Source organism: uncultured Roseobacter sp. (assembly GCF_947488185.1).
Classification (GTDB): Bacteria; Pseudomonadota; Alphaproteobacteria; order Rhodobacterales; family Rhodobacteraceae; genus Roseobacter.
Genome location: NZ_CANKYM010000001.1, coordinates 155667 through 172702, shown reverse-complemented (window position 1 = coordinate 172702; position 17036 = coordinate 155667). Strand labels below are relative to the sequence as shown.

The 17036-nt window shown below is 58.5% G+C and carries 22 protein-coding genes; all 22 read left to right on the top strand.

Going from position 1 to position 17036, the window contains the following annotated elements:
- Position 1 precedes the first annotated feature (1 nt).
- Positions 2-1708: a terminase TerL endonuclease subunit gene (locus Q1A52_RS00915; protein ID WP_300009711.1), complete on the top strand. Its 1707-nt coding sequence runs from the start codon at positions 2-4 to the stop codon at positions 1706-1708.
- Entirely contained in the window at positions 1705-1881 is a 177-nt protein-coding gene (locus Q1A52_RS00910; RefSeq protein WP_300009709.1) for a hypothetical protein, read from the top strand. Before Q1A52_RS00915 ends, Q1A52_RS00910 begins: the two co-directional genes overlap by 4 nt.
- The gene (locus tag Q1A52_RS00905; RefSeq protein WP_300009707.1) at positions 1881-3227 is read left to right on the top strand and encodes a phage portal protein; all 1347 of its coding nucleotides are present in this window, start codon (positions 1881-1883) and stop codon (positions 3225-3227) included. The genes Q1A52_RS00910 and Q1A52_RS00905 overlap by 1 nt, the downstream gene beginning before the upstream one ends.
- On the top strand, positions 3217-3810 hold the full coding sequence (locus Q1A52_RS00900; RefSeq protein ID WP_300009705.1) for an HK97 family phage prohead protease: 594 nt from the start codon (positions 3217-3219) through the stop codon (positions 3808-3810). Before Q1A52_RS00905 ends, Q1A52_RS00900 begins: the two co-directional genes overlap by 11 nt.
- Positions 3811-3926: 116 nt before the next feature.
- Positions 3927-5159 (top strand): phage major capsid protein, encoded by a 1233-nt coding sequence (locus Q1A52_RS00895; RefSeq protein ID WP_300009703.1) that lies wholly within the window; start codon positions 3927-3929, stop codon positions 5157-5159.
- A gap of 89 nt (positions 5160-5248) precedes the next feature.
- Complete coding sequence (locus Q1A52_RS00890; protein WP_300009701.1) at positions 5249-5701, top strand: hypothetical protein; 453 nt, start codon at positions 5249-5251, stop codon at positions 5699-5701.
- Positions 5702-5757: 56 nt separating this feature from the next.
- A complete protein-coding gene (locus Q1A52_RS00885) occupies positions 5758-6237 on the top strand; it encodes a hypothetical protein (RefSeq protein WP_300009699.1) in 480 nt (159 codons plus the stop codon).
- 59 nt (positions 6238-6296) lie between these two features.
- A complete protein-coding gene (locus tag Q1A52_RS00880) occupies positions 6297-6872 on the top strand; it encodes a hypothetical protein (protein ID WP_300009696.1) in 576 nt (191 codons plus the stop codon).
- Entirely contained in the window at positions 6872-7216 is a 345-nt protein-coding gene (locus Q1A52_RS00875; RefSeq protein WP_300009693.1) for a head-tail adaptor protein, read from the top strand. Before Q1A52_RS00880 ends, Q1A52_RS00875 begins: the two co-directional genes overlap by 1 nt.
- Complete coding sequence (locus Q1A52_RS00870) at positions 7213-7671, top strand: HK97-gp10 family putative phage morphogenesis protein (protein WP_300009690.1); 459 nt, start codon at positions 7213-7215, stop codon at positions 7669-7671. The genes Q1A52_RS00875 and Q1A52_RS00870 overlap by 4 nt, the downstream gene beginning before the upstream one ends.
- Positions 7671-8063: a DUF3168 domain-containing protein gene (locus tag Q1A52_RS00865; RefSeq protein WP_300009687.1), complete on the top strand. Its 393-nt coding sequence runs from the start codon at positions 7671-7673 to the stop codon at positions 8061-8063. Before Q1A52_RS00870 ends, Q1A52_RS00865 begins: the two co-directional genes overlap by 1 nt.
- Entirely contained in the window at positions 8063-8524 is a 462-nt protein-coding gene (locus tag Q1A52_RS00860; RefSeq protein WP_300009684.1) for a phage tail tube protein, read from the top strand. Before Q1A52_RS00865 ends, Q1A52_RS00860 begins: the two co-directional genes overlap by 1 nt.
- On the top strand, positions 8524-8859 hold the full coding sequence (locus Q1A52_RS00855; RefSeq protein ID WP_300009681.1) for a hypothetical protein: 336 nt from the start codon (positions 8524-8526) through the stop codon (positions 8857-8859). Before Q1A52_RS00860 ends, Q1A52_RS00855 begins: the two co-directional genes overlap by 1 nt.
- A 149-nt stretch (positions 8860-9008) precedes the next feature.
- Complete coding sequence (locus Q1A52_RS00850) at positions 9009-9170, top strand: hypothetical protein (RefSeq protein ID WP_300009678.1); 162 nt, start codon at positions 9009-9011, stop codon at positions 9168-9170.
- Positions 9155-11218: a phage tail tape measure protein gene (locus tag Q1A52_RS00845; RefSeq protein WP_300009675.1), complete on the top strand. Its 2064-nt coding sequence runs from the start codon at positions 9155-9157 to the stop codon at positions 11216-11218. The genes Q1A52_RS00850 and Q1A52_RS00845 overlap by 16 nt, the downstream gene beginning before the upstream one ends.
- Positions 11218-11802 carry a hypothetical protein gene (locus Q1A52_RS00840; protein ID WP_300009672.1) on the top strand — a complete coding sequence of 195 codons (585 nt, stop codon included), beginning with the start codon at positions 11218-11220 and terminating at the stop codon, positions 11800-11802. Before Q1A52_RS00845 ends, Q1A52_RS00840 begins: the two co-directional genes overlap by 1 nt.
- The gene (locus tag Q1A52_RS00835; RefSeq protein WP_300009669.1) at positions 11802-12323 is read left to right on the top strand and encodes a hypothetical protein; all 522 of its coding nucleotides are present in this window, start codon (positions 11802-11804) and stop codon (positions 12321-12323) included. Before Q1A52_RS00840 ends, Q1A52_RS00835 begins: the two co-directional genes overlap by 1 nt.
- Positions 12311-12715 carry a hypothetical protein gene (locus tag Q1A52_RS00830; protein WP_300009666.1) on the top strand — a complete coding sequence of 135 codons (405 nt, stop codon included), beginning with the start codon at positions 12311-12313 and terminating at the stop codon, positions 12713-12715. Before Q1A52_RS00835 ends, Q1A52_RS00830 begins: the two co-directional genes overlap by 13 nt.
- Entirely contained in the window at positions 12700-15348 is a 2649-nt protein-coding gene (locus tag Q1A52_RS00825; protein ID WP_300009664.1) for a hypothetical protein, read from the top strand. Before Q1A52_RS00830 ends, Q1A52_RS00825 begins: the two co-directional genes overlap by 16 nt.
- Positions 15348-16184 carry a hypothetical protein gene (locus tag Q1A52_RS00820; protein ID WP_300009661.1) on the top strand — a complete coding sequence of 279 codons (837 nt, stop codon included), beginning with the start codon at positions 15348-15350 and terminating at the stop codon, positions 16182-16184. The genes Q1A52_RS00825 and Q1A52_RS00820 overlap by 1 nt, the downstream gene beginning before the upstream one ends.
- The gene (locus Q1A52_RS00815; protein WP_300009658.1) at positions 16184-16666 is read left to right on the top strand and encodes a hypothetical protein; all 483 of its coding nucleotides are present in this window, start codon (positions 16184-16186) and stop codon (positions 16664-16666) included. Before Q1A52_RS00820 ends, Q1A52_RS00815 begins: the two co-directional genes overlap by 1 nt.
- A complete protein-coding gene (locus Q1A52_RS00810; protein ID WP_300009655.1) occupies positions 16657-17001 on the top strand; it encodes a hypothetical protein in 345 nt (114 codons plus the stop codon). Before Q1A52_RS00815 ends, Q1A52_RS00810 begins: the two co-directional genes overlap by 10 nt.
- Positions 17002-17036: the final 35 nt, after the last annotated feature.

The window sequence follows — 17036 nt, the reverse complement described above, 5'->3', positions numbered from 1 at the left end:
CATGCCTGTTCGCGTAGGGAAGGGCCATGGGCGGCATGGACCGAAGGTCCGACCACGTGGGGTTGGGCAGTCTGCGATATGGGATGCGGACCGCAATGTCTGGGTCAGCGGTGAGTATTGGTTTGATGAATCTGCCGCCCAGGCAGCGGTCGATTTCTTTCCGCAGTATCTTCGCCTGACGTCCGGCGAATGGTCTGGCAAGCCGTTCGAGCTTGAAGACTGGCAGCAAGACGAAATTGTCCGCCCACTGTTCGGGTGGAAACGCCCGGACGGAACAAGGCGTTTTCGTCGTTGCTATGTGTGGGTTCCGCGCAAGAACGGTAAGACAGAGCTGGCGGCAGGCATTGCCCTACTGATGCTGCTAGGTGACGCGGAAGATGGCGGCGAGGTCTATTCAATTGCGGCAGACAAGGATCAGGCGAAAATCGTTTTCGACAAGGCCACGGCCATGGTGGGTAAATCGGATGTGCTCAATGATGACTTGGTTTGCTTGAAGACGGCCATTTACTGCGGCGCGTTGAACGCCTCGTTCAAACCGCTCTCCGGTTCGGGCAAGGGCAAGCATGGCATGGCTGCAAGTGGCCTGATCGGGGACGAAATCCACGAATGGCCGAACGGTGACCTGTACCAGTTTATGCACGATAGCCAGGGCAACCGACGCCAGCCTTTGGAGTTCCTGATTTCCACCGCTGGAAAGAAAGGCGGCTATGGGTCGGAGATCTTTGACGAGTGCGAAAAGATCATTGACGGCGTGTTGGACGATCCAGAAACACTGGTCGTGATCTACGCGGCAGATGAACAGGACGACTGGACGCAGGAAACAACCTGGTTCAAGGCAAATCCCAACCTCGGGGTGTCGAAGAAGCTGGAGACGATGCGTTCCGACGCGCGCAGGGCGTTGCAGTCGCCCAGGCTAGAGAACAGCTTTAAGGCGTATCACCTTAATATCTGGTCGGAGCAGGCAGTGCGCTGGTTGCCAATCGATATGGCCGATGACACCGGGCGGCGCTTTGGCTGGAAGTATTGCGCAGGCCCGGTGGGTTGGAAGTCGCTGGAATTCGAGCTGGTCGGAAAACGGTGTTTCAGTGGAATCGACCTGTCGAGCATCAATGATCTAACCGCCTTGATCCATTGGTTCCCCGTTCAACAAGGTCTGGATGTGCCCGCAATTGTGGCGCGGTTCTTCAAACCTCACGATCTGGTGGAGGAGCACCGGAAAAGAGACAAACTGCCTTATGATTTATGGGCCAAGAACGGTGCGTTGCTGACCACGCCAGGCAATGTCGTTGACTACGCATTCCTGAAACAGACGCTGTTTGACGACGCGGAGCGGTTCGAAATAGAGAATATCGGCGTCGACCGCTACAACGCCACGCAAACGACGATTGAGATTGCGCAAGAAGGTCTGCCCATCGAGTATTTCCAGCAAGGGTTTATTTCTATGTCTCCGCCGTCGAAGGAACTCGAACGGCTGGTGATGTCGAACGCCTTGCACCATGGGGATCATCCGATTTTGGCGCGACATGCGCAGGTTGTCGCGGTCGATGAAGACCCTGCGGGCAACATCAAGCCGACTAAGGCGAAATCGACCCAGCGGATCGACGGAATCGTCGGGCTGGTCAACGCAATTGGCGTGGCATCGCGCGATGAAGGCGATGCCGGAAAGCTGACAAGTGAGAAAATCAAACAACGTGGGGGTCTGCTGTGAGCGCGAACAATGAACCAAAGCGCATGACCCCGTGGGTGGAGTTTCGGGACGTGCTTTGCGTGGCAGGCGTCGGCTTGATCGGGTATGGGGCGTGGCTGATAGAACCGGCGTACGGCTTCATCGCGCCCGGTGTGATCCTGACCGGCATTTCCGTCTTCGGGGTGCGCACCTGATGGGAATTCTGTCTTCGCTTAGGTCAGCGGATGCATCGACAGGCGAGACCCGAGAAAAGGTCAATCCGGCGCATCCGCGTGACCCGGTTTTGGCGCAACTTTTCGGCGATCCCGACGGTACCAATGTCACGCCCGACAGTGCGATGCGGGTTACGGCTGTTTATGCTTGTGTGGCGCTGATTGCAGAGACGCTGGCGGCGCTGCCCCTGCATGTTTACCGGCGCGATAGCTCTGATGCAGGTGTCGTTTCCACGTCTAAGGCGACAGAGCACCCACTCTACGGATTGCTGCATGATATGCCTGTGTCCGGCATGACATCTTTCGAGTGGCGGGAAATGCAGATTTCGCATACGGCCCTGCGCGGCGACAGTTTCGCGCGGATTGTGCTGGGTGCGGACGGACGGGTTCGAAGCCTGCCGCCGATCCTGCCGCCGCATATTGAACCTTTCCGGCATTCTGATGGGTCCGTACGGTATCGGTGGTGGCCTGACGGTACCGGGCCAATGCGCATTCTTTTTGATGACGAAGTGCTGCGCGTACCGCACAAGCTGATGGATGGTGTACACAGTCTGTCACCTATCGCAACGCATCGCCTGACCATCGGCAATGCGATGTCTGCGACCCGCTTTTTGAAGGCTTTCTATCAGAATTCTGCCCAGCCCAAGGGCGCATTGATGAGCGAGCAGCCGCTTGATGATGATGCGGCCAAGGCGCTGCGAAAGAGTTGGGAAGAGCGCCACATGGGGCCGCACAACGCCGGTCGGGTCGCGATCTTTGACGGTGGTTTGAAGTGGGAATCCATCGGCATGACGATGGACGAGGCGCAATATCTGGATTTGCAAAAGTTCAGCGTTAGCGACATCGCCCGCATCTACCTCGTCCCACCGCACAAGGTGGGCGAAATGGGCGCGGCGACTTTTTCGAACATCGAGCACCAGGCAATTGAGTTTGTCGTGGACACCATCCTGCGGTGGGTCCGGCGTCACGAAATGCGGTACAACTCTTACTTGCTATCCAGAACAGATCGCGCTGCAGGGTACTACATCGCCTTTGACATGAAGGGCTTGCTGCGGGGCGATGCTGCGGCGCGGGCGGCGTTCTATCGGAATCTGTTCTACATCGGCGCAATGACGCCAAATGAAGTCCGGGCGGCTGAGGATATGAACCCCTATGACGGTGGTAACGAGCACTACGTGCAAGGTGCAACCGTACCGATTGGGGCCTTGGGGCCAGATGGGTCTGGCGCGCCCGGATCAATCGACGATGCGCTGCAATCGATGATCGATGCAGCGCTCCAAACAGCCTTGGAAAAACTGGATCAGGGAGGCCTATCAAGTGGCGAATGAAAACAGCAAAACGCCAATCGTGGAACGGCGTGTCATGGCGTGTTCGGAGTTGGAAGTGCGCGACGCGGAGGGTGAACCGCCGGTGTTGGTTGGCTATGCAGCGCTTTTTGACGAGCGGTCCGAAGACCTTGGCGGGTTTGTTGAGCAAATCGCGCCGGGTGCGTTTTCCGGGTCGGTTGGCGGCGATATCCGGGCGCTGATCAATCACAACAGCAATCACGTGCTGGGGCGCACCAAGTCCCGTACCTTGCGCGTGGAAGAAGACAATCGCGGCCTGCGCATCGAGGTCACGCCCCCTGACACTGGCGCTGCACGTGATCTGCTGGAATCTGTGCGGCGTGGGGACATTGACCAGATGTCCTTTGGCTTTCGCACAAAGAAAGACAGTTGGGACGAGGTGGACGGCACGATCGTTCGCACATTGCTGGATGTCACCTTGATTGAAGTTTCGCCGGTCACTTTCCCGGCTTATCCGCAGACTGAAATTGCATTGCGGTCCATGGAGGCTTGGCAGGAAGAGAACACGCCAGAGCCGCCCGATTTCACACTACGTCGTCGCAAGCTGGACCTTTTGGAAGGCTGAACGCCCGGCCCGGTGACGCGGGCCAATTTTCGAAACTCACCACAACCATAAACCCCGCCTGCGGGGCCAATCGGGGTGCCCGCGCGGTGCCTTTTGGTCAACTGAAAGGACAGACCATGACTTTGAAGGAAATGCGCGAGAAGCGCGCCAAACTGATCAAAGACGCCCGTGCGCTCATTGATCTGGCAGAGACCGAAAAACGGTCGATGACCGAAGAGGAAGATACGCAGTACAAGAAGCTTTTTGACGAAGCTGACGAACTGCGTGCAAAGATCGAGCGAGAAGAGCGCCAGCGCGAAGCCGAACGCACGCTCCAGCAAGAGCTTGGTGCCGAAGGGGAGCGCAACGGTGATCGTGGTGCAGATCGCGGCGCGGAACGCGGGCGCACAGATCACCTGATGGCAACGTTTCGCAGCTTTCTGGCAAGCGGCGACATCGGGGGTGATGGCGCACAGGAATTTCGCGACCTGTCCGCTGGGGTGAACGTCGAAGGCGGGTTCCTGGTCATTCCGGAAACCTTCGTCACGCAGCTCATCAAGGCGATGGACGATATGGTCATCATTCGCGAGTTGGCCAATATTATCCCGATGACCAACGCCGCATCCATCGGTGCGCCGACGCTGGATGCCGACCCAGGGGATGCGGACTGGACCACGGAACTTTCTACCGGAACGAACGACGATGAAATGCGCCTTGGCAAGCGCGTGATGCAGCCGCACCCGATGGCAAAACGCATCAAGATTTCCAACCAGTTGCTGCGCACTTCAGCCTTGCCTGCCGACGCGCTGGTGCGCCAGCGTCTCGCCTACAAGTTCGGTGTGACGCAGGAAAAGGCATACATGATTGGCAATGGCGACAAGAGGCCCCTCGGCCTCTTCGTCCCTTCAACGAGCGGCATTTCCACAGGGCGTGACGTGTCCGAAGATATGACGCAGACCAAGCCAACGGCGGATGGGCTGATCAACGTGAAATACAGCCTGAAAACTGCATACTGGAACCGGTCGAACTGGCTGTACCACCGCGACGTGATGAAGGAGATTGCCAAGCTCAAGGACAGCGATGGCCAATACCTCTGGCGGGAAAGCATGCGGGAAGGCGAACCGGATCGGCTGCTGGGGCGTCCTGTGCGGATGTCCGAGTTTGCGCCGAACACGCTTGCGGCAGGGCAATACATCGGTCTGCTGGGCGATTTCGAGCACTACTGGATTCTCGACGCGCTGCAGATGCAGATGCAGCGGCTCGCTGAGCTTTACGCCGAAAGCAACCAGGTCGGTTTCATCGGACGCTACGAGGGCGACGGTGCGCCTGTGCTGGAAGAGGCCTTCGCGCGCGTTCAACTGGCCGCGTAGGTCACAAATCCCGCTGCCCTTTGGGCAGCACAGGACGGGCCAAGATGGCCCGTCCCATTCCTTTCTGTCTGACAAAACGAGGTAGGACAATGAACCCGACACTTTTGAACAGTCTGGCCCTGATGCATCTTGCAGGTACGGTCGCCGCTGCAGACAACACAGACGCAGACTCCGCGATCATCGATATGGCGGGCTATGAAGGCGTCATTCTTTTCACCACAGTCGAGGACTCCGTTTCTGGCGGGATCGCAACCGCCACGGTGGAGCAGAACGCCGACAATTCCGGTGCGGGCATGGCGGCATTGGCCGGTGCGGTGGCTACGCTGACGAGTGCTGCCAACGATGACCTGAACGGCAAGTTCCTGGCCATCGATGTCTACCGCCCGCGCGAGCGCTACTTGCGCCTCAATCGCGCGTCTTCCGGGGCAAATATTGCATTCGGACCTGTCATGGCGTTGCGCTATGGGCAACGGAAGCTGCCCGCACCCGATGTAGACGACATGGGCGCGCTGGTTTCGGTGACGTCCCCCGCCGGGGCGTGATCCACGATCCGGGTGAGAGATCACCCGGACCCATCACACTGAGTTAGGAGAATAAAATGCAGGTCAAATTGCATTCGATCATGGCGGGACCAGACGGTTGCGCAGATGCTGGTCAGACTGTCCCGGTGCCCGACCGGTTGGGCAAGGCTTTGGTGAAAGGTGGCTTTGCCCAGAAGGTCAAAGGAGCAAGGCGGGAGACCGCCGCGATTGACCCTGCCCTGGCAGAACGGCAGGAACGTAATCGTGCCCAGGAACAAGAGCAGGCGCGCGAAGAGGCTGCGAAGTCTCCCGAAGCGGTGTTGGAAGCCCTGGCACGTCTTGATCATTCGGACGACGAGGATTGGACGGCGGGTGGCAAGCCAGCCATGGACCGCGTCAAGGCGCTGACCGGCAGTACATCGATTACGCGGGCGGAAGTTGACGAAATTGCCCCAGACGTCCTGCGCGAAACCGATCTGGACAACGGGACGGCAAAGGGCCCGCCCAGTACAACCGCTCCGCAAGGTGGCGGGGCGGTCAAGTCCAGCAAACCCTGACCAGAACTTTAACTCAGTTCGCGCGCTATGGCGCGCGATAGAGCCCTATCGGAGCGCAGATGAAACGCCTTGTATCCGTCAGAACAGTACCGCCCGCCACAGAGGTCATTACTGCAGATCAGGCAAAGTCCGATAGGCTGCGTCGTGACGGGTCTGATGCGGACGGTGAAATTCAGCTGCTTGTGGATGCGGCAATCTCGCGGCTGGATGGGGCGCAGGGTATTTTGGGCAGGGCATTGATCAATCAAACTTGGGTGGACTCGATGAACGGGTTTCCTCCGGGTAATCAACTGCGTCTGGTTCTCGCACCTGCGCAATCTTTGGAGACAGTCACTTACTTCGACGCGGACAATGTGCAGCAGACATTGGCCGCTGAATCCGTTTCCCTTCACCATGACGCTTGTGGCGCCTTCCTGCGGCTTGCTCCGTCTTCAGCGTGGCCGGAAACATATGATCGCGATGATGCGGTGCGCGTGACTTACATCGCTGGATATGGCGAGGCTGCGTCGGATGTGCCTGCCGAAATTCGTCTGGCCGCATTGGACGCGGTGTTTCATTGGTACAACTGCCCCGGCGACGATTTGCCGGTGCGGGTAATGGAGCGGGTGCGGAAGTTCATCCGCCCGCATTTCTGATGGCTGGAAAGGCACTTCAACGCCGCCTGGACTGGCGGGTTCAGTTCCAGCGTGCCGCAAGGGTGGATGACGGGTTTTCGGTCAACCAGGAATTTGCCGATCATGGCGACCCGATCTGGGCAGAAAAGGTGGACGTGAGCGATGGCGAGCGTCTCAAGTCTGCCGAAGTCGCCGCGCATGTATCCACGCGCTTTACGGTTCACTGGAGCACCTTCACGTCTCAGGTCACGCCAAAGGATCGTCTGATATGCGAAGGGCGCGAGTACAACATTGTGGGGATCAAAGAGACCGGTCGCAGGCGTCGATGGATTGAGATTTCAGCATTGGCGCGGACGGATACATGAGTTTCGAAACTGTCAAGCTGGAGGGGTTCAGTGACCTGGATAGAGCCTTCGAAGACCTGAGTGCAGCCACTGGCAAGAACGTTTTACTCCGGGCTGCGATTGCGGCGGCAGAGCCGATGGCTCGGGCTATGCGGAGCCTCGCACCAAAGGACGAACTGGACCTGTCGGAAAGCATCGACGTTAGTACCAAGTTGTCAGATCGGCAGGCGAAAATGCACCGCAAGATGTTCCGCAACGACAGGGATGCGGTTGAGGTTTTCGTCGGGCCGGGGCCGGACCCCGCTGCTCACATTCAGGAATTTGGGACAGAGCACGTGACACCGCAGCCCTTTGCGCGCCCAGCCTTTGATCAGGAGTGGCGCGGTTTCATCGACAAGGCCCGCGTAGAAATCGCGGACCAACTGGAGCGGGCTGCAGCGCGGGCTGCGCGGAAAGCGGCGCGGGCGGGGATCTGATGGAAGAAGAGTTGCGCGCCCTGATTTTAGCGCATCCTCCGGTGCAGGCCATCGCGGATGATCGGGTTTACTTCGGTGCACGACCACAGGGCGATCCACTGCCGGGTGTTGTGATGACCACTATATCCGACGTCGAAGGCTACCACATGCAAGGCCGCAACGGCCTTTCCGAAGGCCGGGTGCAGATCGACTGCTACGCGGAAACCTACGGGCAAGCAAAGCTGCTCTCCCGCGCCATCCGTGATCTGCTGAGTTTCTATCGCGGCGGCAGGTTCCGGGGGATTTTCCACGTTGGAACACGGGATGGGCGGGAAGACAGGGCGGATGATCAGGTCACACAGCGGCCTTTCCGCATTGGGCAAGATTTTAACACAAACTGGAGAACAGACTAATGCCTGAAGCACCAAGTCAAGTAGACATCTCGCACAATGATGAATTGTGGATTGGCAGGACGGTTGCGTCCGTGCTGGAGTGGACCCAAATCTATGGCATTGAAAGCCTGCCGTTTCCTGACCAGGTGCCGGACGATATTGACATCACTCACCAACAGTCGCCGGGACGCACACGTGAAACCAAGCCGGGGCTCTTGCCCGTCGCGGATTTCACGCAGGAAAAGCAGTATTGGCCGGCACATGCGGGTGACGTGTTGATCGAGGAACTTTCGGCTTTAACTGCCGCCGGTACACGTGAGGAAGTTCTTTTTGAATTTCACATCGAGGGTGCAGCACGGCGGACCTATCGTGGATACGTCAACAGCTTCACACCGACGGGAGAGGTAGGTGGCAAGCGGATGGCGTCGATGAATGCCAAGATTTTCGAGCGCCAGCCTACCAATGAACGGGTGATCGCCTGATGGACCGGTTCAGTGGAAGCATCCAGCGAGAGTTTAATGGCACGCAACTGACGCTCGTCATGGACTTCAATGCCGCCATCTTCTTTGAAGATGAAACGGGTTTGGATTTCTTCGAGACCGTCGAGGCATGGGGCGACGATGACGCGAAACTGCCGGTCAAACAGGTCCGCCATTTCGTACATGCCGCCCTGCAGGAACATCATGCGGAAATGAGTTTGAAGGATGCGGGAAAGCTTTTTTCTGCAGACGTAGACCTTGTGCGCCGCCTGATGGAAGCAACGACAAAGGGCGTGGAGGTTGCGCCCGAAGGAAAAAAGAAGAAGGCAGCGCGGTAAGCGTTGCCATCCTCTTTGAAAAGTGGATCAGCGCCGATCTGCCGCCCGACTTGTTCGGTCGGCAAACAATTGGCAGCTATTCCCTTTTCATGCGTGGGGTCGAACGCAGGCTGGAGCGGCTTGACCAGGATGCGCGTGCCCACTCCTACATGACTGCTTTCCTAATGCGGCAACGGGATTTGCCGGATTTCAAGGAATGGGTGACCGGCACACGGGATCGCGCGGCATTCGTCCAGAAATGGACGGCGCAATGGGACAAGATTGACGCGGCGCTGGCCGCATCTAGGAAACACAGATGTTCAAATCGGTAATCGGCGCGCTGCGCGTCAACCTGGGCCTTGATAGCGCCCGGTTCAAAAAAGGCTTGACCGACTCTCAGGCCGCTTTGCGCAAGGCCGGTCGGTCGATGAAGCAGACCGGGCGCAACCTGAGTGCGGCTGTTTCTGTCCCCATTGTCGGTTTGGCCGCGCTGACCGTGAAAACGGCAGGTGACTTTGAGGCGTCCATGAACCGGGTCAAGGCCGCATCTGGTGCAACTGGTGGCGAGTTGGCTGACTTGCGCGCAGCGGCACGTGAGATGGGCGCGACGACGCAGTTTTCAGCGTCGGAGAGTGCCGACGCCGTTGAGGTGCTGGCCAAAAACGGATTGAACGCCTCGCAGATTTTGGGAGGTGCACTCGCGGCCTCGCTGACGCTGGCAGCGGCAAGCGGTTCTGATCTGGCCACTGCGGGCGACATCGCGACGGATGTGATGTTGCAGTTCAAGAAAGAGGCGGGGGAACTGGGTGGCGTGGTTGACGGGATTTCCGGCACGCTTGTCAACTCGAAATTCGACATAGACGACTATCGCCTTGCGCTCGCCCAGGCGGGCGGTGTCGCCGGTGGATTGGGCGTTGAGTTCGATGACTTCAACGCGGTCATTGCCGCAACATCCAGCCGATTTGCGTCGGGGTCCGACGCGGGTACGGCGTTCAAGACCTTCCTGCAGCGTCTTGTGCCGCAGTCGGACGGGGCAAAGGACGCCATGGAAGAGTTGGGCCTGACCTTCTTCGACGCGGAAGGCAACATGAATTCGATGTCGGAGATTGCTGAGACCCTGCGCAACGGGCTATCCGGGCTTTCCGAAGAGGCACGCAGCGAGGCGCTGACCAAGATTTTTGGCACTGATGCGCTTCGGACGGCCATTGGCCTCATGGACGCCGGTGCCGCTGGCATCGACAACATTTCAGCAGCGATTGATCGGGTGAGTGCACAGGAACAGGCTGCGGCAAGAATGCAGGGTTTCAACGGCGCGATGAAAGAACTGCGCTCTGCGTTCGAGGAGCTACAACTTGCTATTGCGGACAGTGGTCTTTTGGATTTTGCAGCGGGCCTTGTGGCGGGTTTGACAAACGTAGTTAAGGCAATCAGCGCCGCTGATCCTAAAGTACTGAAGTTCGGTACCGTTTTTGCTGGTCTGGCGGCGGCGCTGGGTCCAGCGCTGATCGCCCTGGGTTTGGCGGCGACTGCCGTGGCGGCGGTTGGCGCACCAGTGGCAGGCGTGATCGCCGGGATTGGTGCCTTGGGTGCGGTGCTTGCAACGTTCTGGCCTGAGATCAAGGCGGCTGCGACGGCTGTGCAGGACTTCGGCGGTGACGTTGTGACATTCCTGTCTGAACTCCCGGCTGAGATCGTGGCGGTTTTCTCCGCCTTGCCGGGTCAGATGTTACAAATCGGACGCGATATCCTGGATGGTTTGTTGCAGGGTCTGCGGGACAAGTACGAGGGGGTCAAGGCGAGTATCACCGGGTTTGGTCAGGGTGTTATTGACGGCTTCAAGGAGACGTTTGGAATTCAATCGCCGTCACGTGTTTTCAAAGAGATCGGTACAGATATCATGCTTGGGCTGGGGCATGGCCTGGCAGAAACCGGAAAGCACGTTCAAGCAACCATGCAGGAAATCACCGGCGGGCTGTCCAGCGAAATTGACGGTCTATTGGAGGGTGTACTGCTCAACGGTGCCAGCTTCAAAAAGTCCCTGGCTGGAATCTTTGGGAACCTAAAGGGTCAGGTGTTTAGCAATGCCACGTCTGGGCTTTCTGAGGTGCTTACCGGGCTAATTCCCGGCTTTGCCATGGGTACGAGTTTTGCGCCGGGTGGGCTTGCCATGGTCGGGGAACGGGGGCCGGAGCTGGTCAACCTGCCACGCGGTTCGCAAGTTATTCCAAATCATCAGCTTGGGGGTGCAACGATCACACAAAATCTGACGATAAACGCCGGAGCTAGCAGCGATCCGCGTGCTATCGCAGATGTCGTGCGTCCTGTGATCCGCCAAGAAACGCTTGCGGTCCTGGAGCGTTCGCGGCGGGAGCGGCGATAATGGCATTTCCGCCCTTCACGGTCCCCGTGGGATCGGTCACTCAGGAAATCGTCACCAATGGTGTCAGAACGGAATCTCCCTACAGCTTCAAGCAAACTGCTTATGACTTCATGGGCGCGCGATGGGGGGCCACGATTGAATTGTCCGTCATGGAAGAGCGCACGCTCGCCACGTGCCTGCGTTGGCTCGCATCGCTCAACGGGTCGTTCTCGACCTTTGAAATGCTGGCATTCGACTATGCCGGGCCTTTCGGCACGATAACGGCAAATCCGACTGTTGCGGCCGCCGCATCGGCGCGCGCGCAATCCCTTTCCGTCGTGGTCGTATCCGGTGATGCGCTTGTCGCAGATGACCGGATTACGATTGACGGACACCTGCACGTTGTCACCTCAGCAGAGGTGCCCTTGTCGGAAGTGCAGGACATCACCGTCTGGCCGAGGTTGCGGGCGGATGTGTCCATTGGCGATCCGGTCGAAGCCCTCGCGCCGTATGCGACCTGGGCACTTGCTCGGCCCCGAAATGCCCTGCGCAGCAACGTGGACTTCACGAATTCCGTCACACTTGAGCTAGTAGAGGCTGTTTGATGGACGTAAGCGGTGACCGGCGCATTGGGCTTTTGGTGCGCGGGCAGTTCGACAGCGGTGATTTTGCCGCCTTTACCGGCTTGGGAACGGTCGAATGGCAAGGTGTGACATACTCGGGCGTCGATGACGCAATTGAGATAGGGGAGACAAGTGGTTCCACGGCAGACGGCAAGGCCGGTTTGTCGATCACCTTGTCAGGTGTCAATCCCGAGGTCATTGCCCTAGCGGAACTGGAAGAATTCCAGCGGCGGCGGGTCACGGTATATCTCGCCACCTTTGACGATGAAGGCGTGATCACCGACGGGGATGTCTATTTTGATGGGTTGGCGGATGATCTGGAGAGCGACGACAATCCGGACAATCCCGTTCTGACTCTGCATTGCGAGCAGCGCGCGCTTGATCTGTCCCGCCCGCGACCATTCAAATACCTGCCCGAAGATCAGAAGCGGCGATTTCCCGGCGACACGATCTTTGATCAGGTCCAGATCATTCAAAATCAGGAAGACACATGGGGAAGGTGACCGGATGGGAACGGGCCTTGGTGGAAGTTTGCCATGCCTGGAGGGATCGACCCTTTGCTTGGGGCTCCGCCGATTGCCTGCACTTCTGCATCGCGTGCGAGCGGGCGATGACCGGGGCGTCCGTGCTGGATGGATTCCCGAATTATAGGACGGAGCGCGGCGGTTATCGCCACATGCGCAAGATGGGGTTTCGCGACATTCCGTCATTCATTGACAGCAAGTTCAGTCGCGTGCCGGTCGCGGCGGCCCGGCGCGGTGATTGGGTCATGTTAGCCCAGAAAACAGGACCAGCCTTCGGCGTGGTGGTGGGGAGAGATGTGGCGGTGATGTCGGAGACCGGATTGAGCTATTATCCGGCCCTTTCGGGGGGCATGGCGTGGCACGTCATTTGAGCCGGGTAATCCTTTTAGCCTGCACGGCGCTGGTCGCATTTGCGATGCCTGCAGACGCAGCCCCTGTGTTGACGGCTTTCATCGCCACGGCGGCGGGCGGGGCGCTTACAGGCGCGCTCGCGGGTGGTGTCGTCTGGTCTGCTGTCTTAGGTCAGGCGGCGGTCGCGGGCGTTTTAGCAGGCGCGCAGGCGCTGTTGGAGCCAAAAGCAAAATCGGCACCCGCCGCCGAAGCACAAAACATCACGCTGAACCGGATCACGCCGCTAACAAACGGTCTGATCCTATATGGCGAGCGCACGCTTGGCGGCAGCATCGTGGCGCGCAGCACCACACCGTCCGGCGGAAAGGCCAATGCGCTTTATCACAGTGTCATTCCTCTGGTCTGCCATGAGATAGATGGGGCCGTAGCGATTCACATCGGGGAAACGCTGGTTTGGACAGAAGAGCAGTACCAGATCGACGCCGCCGCAGCCGTGCTGCCCGAACACCATTGGGGGCAAATAGCCAGCGCCTTTCAGCACAAGGTTGCCTTGCGCATTTACAAGGGAACGCCGGAGCAGGAGGCGGAGCCGCTCTACGTGCAGGCCGCTGCGGAATGGAAGGAAACGGCGCGGGGCAGGGGGATTGCATATCTCTATTTTAACGCCGCGTTCGACCGCAATCTGTTCCCGCAGGGGGTCATGCAAATCAGGGTCAGGTTGCGCGGAAAGAAGGTATTCGATCCGCGCACTGGCTTGACTGCGTACAGTGAAAACGCTGCGCTGCATGTCAGGGATTACGCACTGACACCGGAGATCTTCGGGGGCATCGGCTGGAGCGCGCAGGACGTTGATGATGCGTCTATCATTGCACTGGCCAATGTTGCTGATGAAGATGTCGGCGGAGAGGCCCGTTTTGCCTTCAACGGTGTGTTGGATACAGCCTTAGGCTGTGATGAGAACCTTGACCGCCTTTCTACATCGTGGGGTGGCTGGTGGACCGTCGATCGAGGGCGGTTGTCAGTTGGGGGTGGCTGGTACGACCCGCCGACTTTCACTGTGACCGAAGACATGATGCGCGGACCAATCCGGGTCCGTGCCCGCCGTCCGTTTGAGGAGCAGTTCAATATCGTCAAGGCGGTCTACGCGGACCCAGACGCGGAGCATACCCCGACTGATCTGCCTGTCCTGTCCAGCACTGTCTACCGGGCGCAGGACAATGGCGAGGACCTGGTGCGCGATTTGGGCGAATTACCTGGCGAGGTGAGCCATGCACGCGGTCAGGGTCTCATGAAGCTGGCGCTGCTCAAGGGCCGGCGGCAAAGGTTGGCCGACATCCCCTGCAGCCCGGAAGTTTGGGGTGTCAGACTTGGCGGCAATGTGCGCGTGGATGTACCGCGCCGGGGTTGGGATCAAAAGCCGTTCGAGGTGGTTGGCCGGACGGCCCGAATATCTGCCAATGAGGTTCGCGTCGCGCTGTCGTGCATTGAGACCGGCCCGGATGTCTTTGACCGAGACACCAGTACAGAAACACCAAAACCTGCCGGGTCGGTGTCGTCCTTTCCGAACCCGACCGCCTTACCGGTGGTCTTCGCGCCGTCAGCCTCGGAAGAACTCTACGAAACCCGAGGCGGCGGCGGTTTGAAAACCCGCGTGCTTGTGACGAGTGACACGGAAAATCCGTTCATCGAAACTTGGCAGTTCCGCTATCAGATGGGAGCCGATCCAGTTGTGATCGGACCTATGACGCAGGAGGCACAGCACGTCTTTGATGACATGCGTCCTGGCTCTTACGTCTTTGGTGCGCGTGCGGTGACAAGACGTGGGATTGTCGGAGATTGGGCGATTGGCAACCCGGTCCAGGTTCTCGGAGTCAACGATACCCCGACGGCTGTCACCGGACTTGTTGTGCAGGCAGCAGGCGGTGCCGTAGCAATGATGCGATGGGACCGGCACCCGTCCTTGGATGTGCGGCAAGGCGGTCGAATTGAATTCCGGCACGCGCCGCTGTTGACGGGTGCCACGTGGCAGAGTTCAACGGGGATTGGCAAAGCGGTGTCCGGCGACCTTACTGTTGCGTCCCTCCCACTTAAAGCGGGCACCTATCTCGCGCGCGCCTTTGATGCGACCGGCATTCCCGGCCCGGTATCAATGGCAACCACCAAGGCTGCTAATCTCGCCTCGCTGGTGACTGTCTCAACCATCACGGAAGACCCTGCGTTTGCCGGACAAAAAACCGACTGCACAATAGATGCGGCCAACCTTGTGATCGACCAGGGCGCTCTTTCCGCCACCTATGAACTGGCTTCGATTATAGATTTGGGGTCGGTGCAGTCGGTTCGGCTCGTTACGGAACTCAGCGTGATCATCGGGCGTCGTGATGACCTGTTTTGGCAGCGGGGCGGTACGCCTTTCTGGCAGCGCGGAGGTGATTTGTTTTGGCAATCGTCGGCAGCCTTCGGTGACGTGGATGTGCAAGTCAGCGAAACCGACGATGATCCTGCCGGATCGCCGGTATGGTCACCCTATCAAAGTCTCGATGCGGCCGATTTTTCGGCGCGGGCATTTCGTTTCCGTGCTGTTTTGAGTGTCGAAAACATCGACTTTGAGACGCGGATTTCGGCACTTTCAGTCACGGCATTACAGGGGGCCTGATGGTACAAGCAACTTACACGCCAGTCGTTACGGACAATGATGCGGCAGCGTTGGCATTCTTTCAGAACGTTCTTGCCGCAATCGCCAGCAACAACGCTGGCGCGGACGAGCCGCCGCAAGTATTTGAGCGCATGCTCTGGTTCGACACGGCGGCGGGATATCTGAAGCAGAGAAATGCTGCCAACGACGGTTGGAACCGACTGGTGCCAATTTCGCCTACTCAGACAGAGGAAGTATGGCTAGAGGGGGTTTCAGCCGTTGCAAGCCTGATCACGCCTGAGCTTCTCAAAACTGTGGTTGGCGCAGGCTCAAGGGTGGTTCACATTGCCACTGCTGAGATGACGAATGAGGCTGTGGTCGATTTTACAGCGTTTGACCCGGCATTGTACTCTGGATACCTGTTTCGTTTTGCGAACGTCGTGCCCTCCGTCGGTGATGCCAATCTGCATTGCAGGTTTTCGACGGATGGCGGCGCAACATACATTTCCTCTCTGAGCTACAAGCATACGCAAGTTTATAGCGATGGCGGTAGCAGCGCGATTTCTACGGGTGACAATTCAGCGACATACATCAACATCGCATTCCGCGTGAGCAATATTGCTGACTATGGATATTCCGGCGAACTGGACTTGATCGGCCCAGAACGTGAGGCTGCGACCTTCACAAATGCACGTGGTTCCTTGCTGCACCGAGTCTCGGGCACCTCCATCATCAGAACGACCATGAACGGCGGTGCCATGTTATCAATTGATGTCGTAAACGGCATTCGGTTCTTGTGGAACAGCGGATCGTTTGCCGGAGGAAAGATAGAAATGCTGGGGGTTAGGAGGGAATGATGAGCATGATGATTGTCAATGGCGAACCGGTTGAAATCCCCGCACAGGAACGTGCCCAGATCGAGGCGGAATGGCTGGCTAACACGACCCCCACAAGAGCCGATGTTGATATCGAAAGAGATCGCCGCTTGGCGCTGCCGCTGACCCATTCCGTCCGGGGGCAAGAGTATCAGTTTCACGTGGATGAAAAGTCACTACGGCGTGTCACGGCTGCTGCTGCGGACGCGAAATTCGCAATACTTAAGGCGTCCTTGGAAGACCCGCCCGTTGATCTATTGGGAAACTACCGGTGGCAGTGGCCGGATTTGGACTTTGCGTGGATCACGGTAGGCGGCGCGCCGGTATTGCTGGATGCTCACGAAGTTGCGGCGTTGGGTGATACTTTTATGAACTGGGAACCGGCGCTGATTTATGCCGCTAGCGCGATCAAGGCTTTGGACCCGATACCCGCCGACTATGCGGATGACGCGCGGTGGCCGTGATGGACGCGGAAACGCTGAAGCTATGGGCAGCAATCATCGCTTCTGTCGTGGTGAAATTTCTACTGACCGATGACGAGCTGGAGGAAAGGCCGACGCGGGCGAGAATCTGGCAACGCCGCAGGCGCGCGATAGGGGGTATCCTTGCGGGCATCCTGATTGCGTACTTCGGCTATGAGCCTGTCATTCGGTGGGTGCCGGTGTTCACGCCGGAAGACAAGATCGTGGTCGCCATTGGTCTGGGCTTTACCGGCGAGCACATCACGCGGTGGCTGATCGGCATAGGTCCCGATTTCATCACAAGGCTTGCTGCCCGGTTGCTCGGAGGTCAATCGTGAGAGCCGCTGTCAGATCAGTTCGGAAGTCGATAAAT

Excerpts from the sequence above, each read along its gene's own strand:
- Q1A52_RS00915 (WP_300009711.1), top strand. The coding sequence starts at position 2 with ATGCCTGTTCGCGTAGGGAAGGGCCATGGGCGGCATGGACCGAAGGTC.
- Q1A52_RS00820 (WP_300009661.1), top strand. The coding sequence starts at position 15,348 with ATGGTACAAGCAACTTACACGCCAGTCGTTACGGACAATGATGCGGCA.
- Q1A52_RS00870 (WP_300009690.1), top strand. The coding sequence starts at position 7,213 with ATGAGTTTCGAAACTGTCAAGCTGGAGGGGTTCAGTGACCTGGATAGA.
- Q1A52_RS00830 (WP_300009666.1), top strand. The coding sequence starts at position 12,311 with ATGGGGAAGGTGACCGGATGGGAACGGGCCTTGGTGGAAGTTTGCCAT.
- Q1A52_RS00815 (WP_300009658.1), top strand. The coding sequence starts at position 16,184 with ATGAGCATGATGATTGTCAATGGCGAACCGGTTGAAATCCCCGCACAG.
- Q1A52_RS00840 (WP_300009672.1), top strand. The coding sequence starts at position 11,218 with ATGGCATTTCCGCCCTTCACGGTCCCCGTGGGATCGGTCACTCAGGAA.
- Q1A52_RS00850 (WP_300009678.1), top strand. The coding sequence starts at position 9,009 with ATGACTGCTTTCCTAATGCGGCAACGGGATTTGCCGGATTTCAAGGAA.
- Q1A52_RS00880 (WP_300009696.1), top strand. The coding sequence starts at position 6,297 with ATGAAACGCCTTGTATCCGTCAGAACAGTACCGCCCGCCACAGAGGTC.
- Q1A52_RS00890 (WP_300009701.1), top strand. The coding sequence starts at position 5,249 with ATGAACCCGACACTTTTGAACAGTCTGGCCCTGATGCATCTTGCAGGT.
- Q1A52_RS00855 (WP_300009681.1), top strand. The coding sequence starts at position 8,524 with ATGGACCGGTTCAGTGGAAGCATCCAGCGAGAGTTTAATGGCACGCAA.
- Q1A52_RS00835 (WP_300009669.1), top strand. The coding sequence starts at position 11,802 with ATGGACGTAAGCGGTGACCGGCGCATTGGGCTTTTGGTGCGCGGGCAG.
- Q1A52_RS00895 (WP_300009703.1), top strand. The coding sequence starts at position 3,927 with ATGACTTTGAAGGAAATGCGCGAGAAGCGCGCCAAACTGATCAAAGAC.
- Q1A52_RS00860 (WP_300009684.1), top strand. The coding sequence starts at position 8,063 with ATGCCTGAAGCACCAAGTCAAGTAGACATCTCGCACAATGATGAATTG.
- Q1A52_RS00905 (WP_300009707.1), top strand. The coding sequence starts at position 1,881 with ATGGGAATTCTGTCTTCGCTTAGGTCAGCGGATGCATCGACAGGCGAG.
- Q1A52_RS00845 (WP_300009675.1), top strand. The coding sequence starts at position 9,155 with ATGTTCAAATCGGTAATCGGCGCGCTGCGCGTCAACCTGGGCCTTGAT.
- Q1A52_RS00875 (WP_300009693.1), top strand. The coding sequence starts at position 6,872 with ATGGCTGGAAAGGCACTTCAACGCCGCCTGGACTGGCGGGTTCAGTTC.
- Q1A52_RS00865 (WP_300009687.1), top strand. The coding sequence starts at position 7,671 with ATGGAAGAAGAGTTGCGCGCCCTGATTTTAGCGCATCCTCCGGTGCAG.
- Q1A52_RS00885 (WP_300009699.1), top strand. The coding sequence starts at position 5,758 with ATGCAGGTCAAATTGCATTCGATCATGGCGGGACCAGACGGTTGCGCA.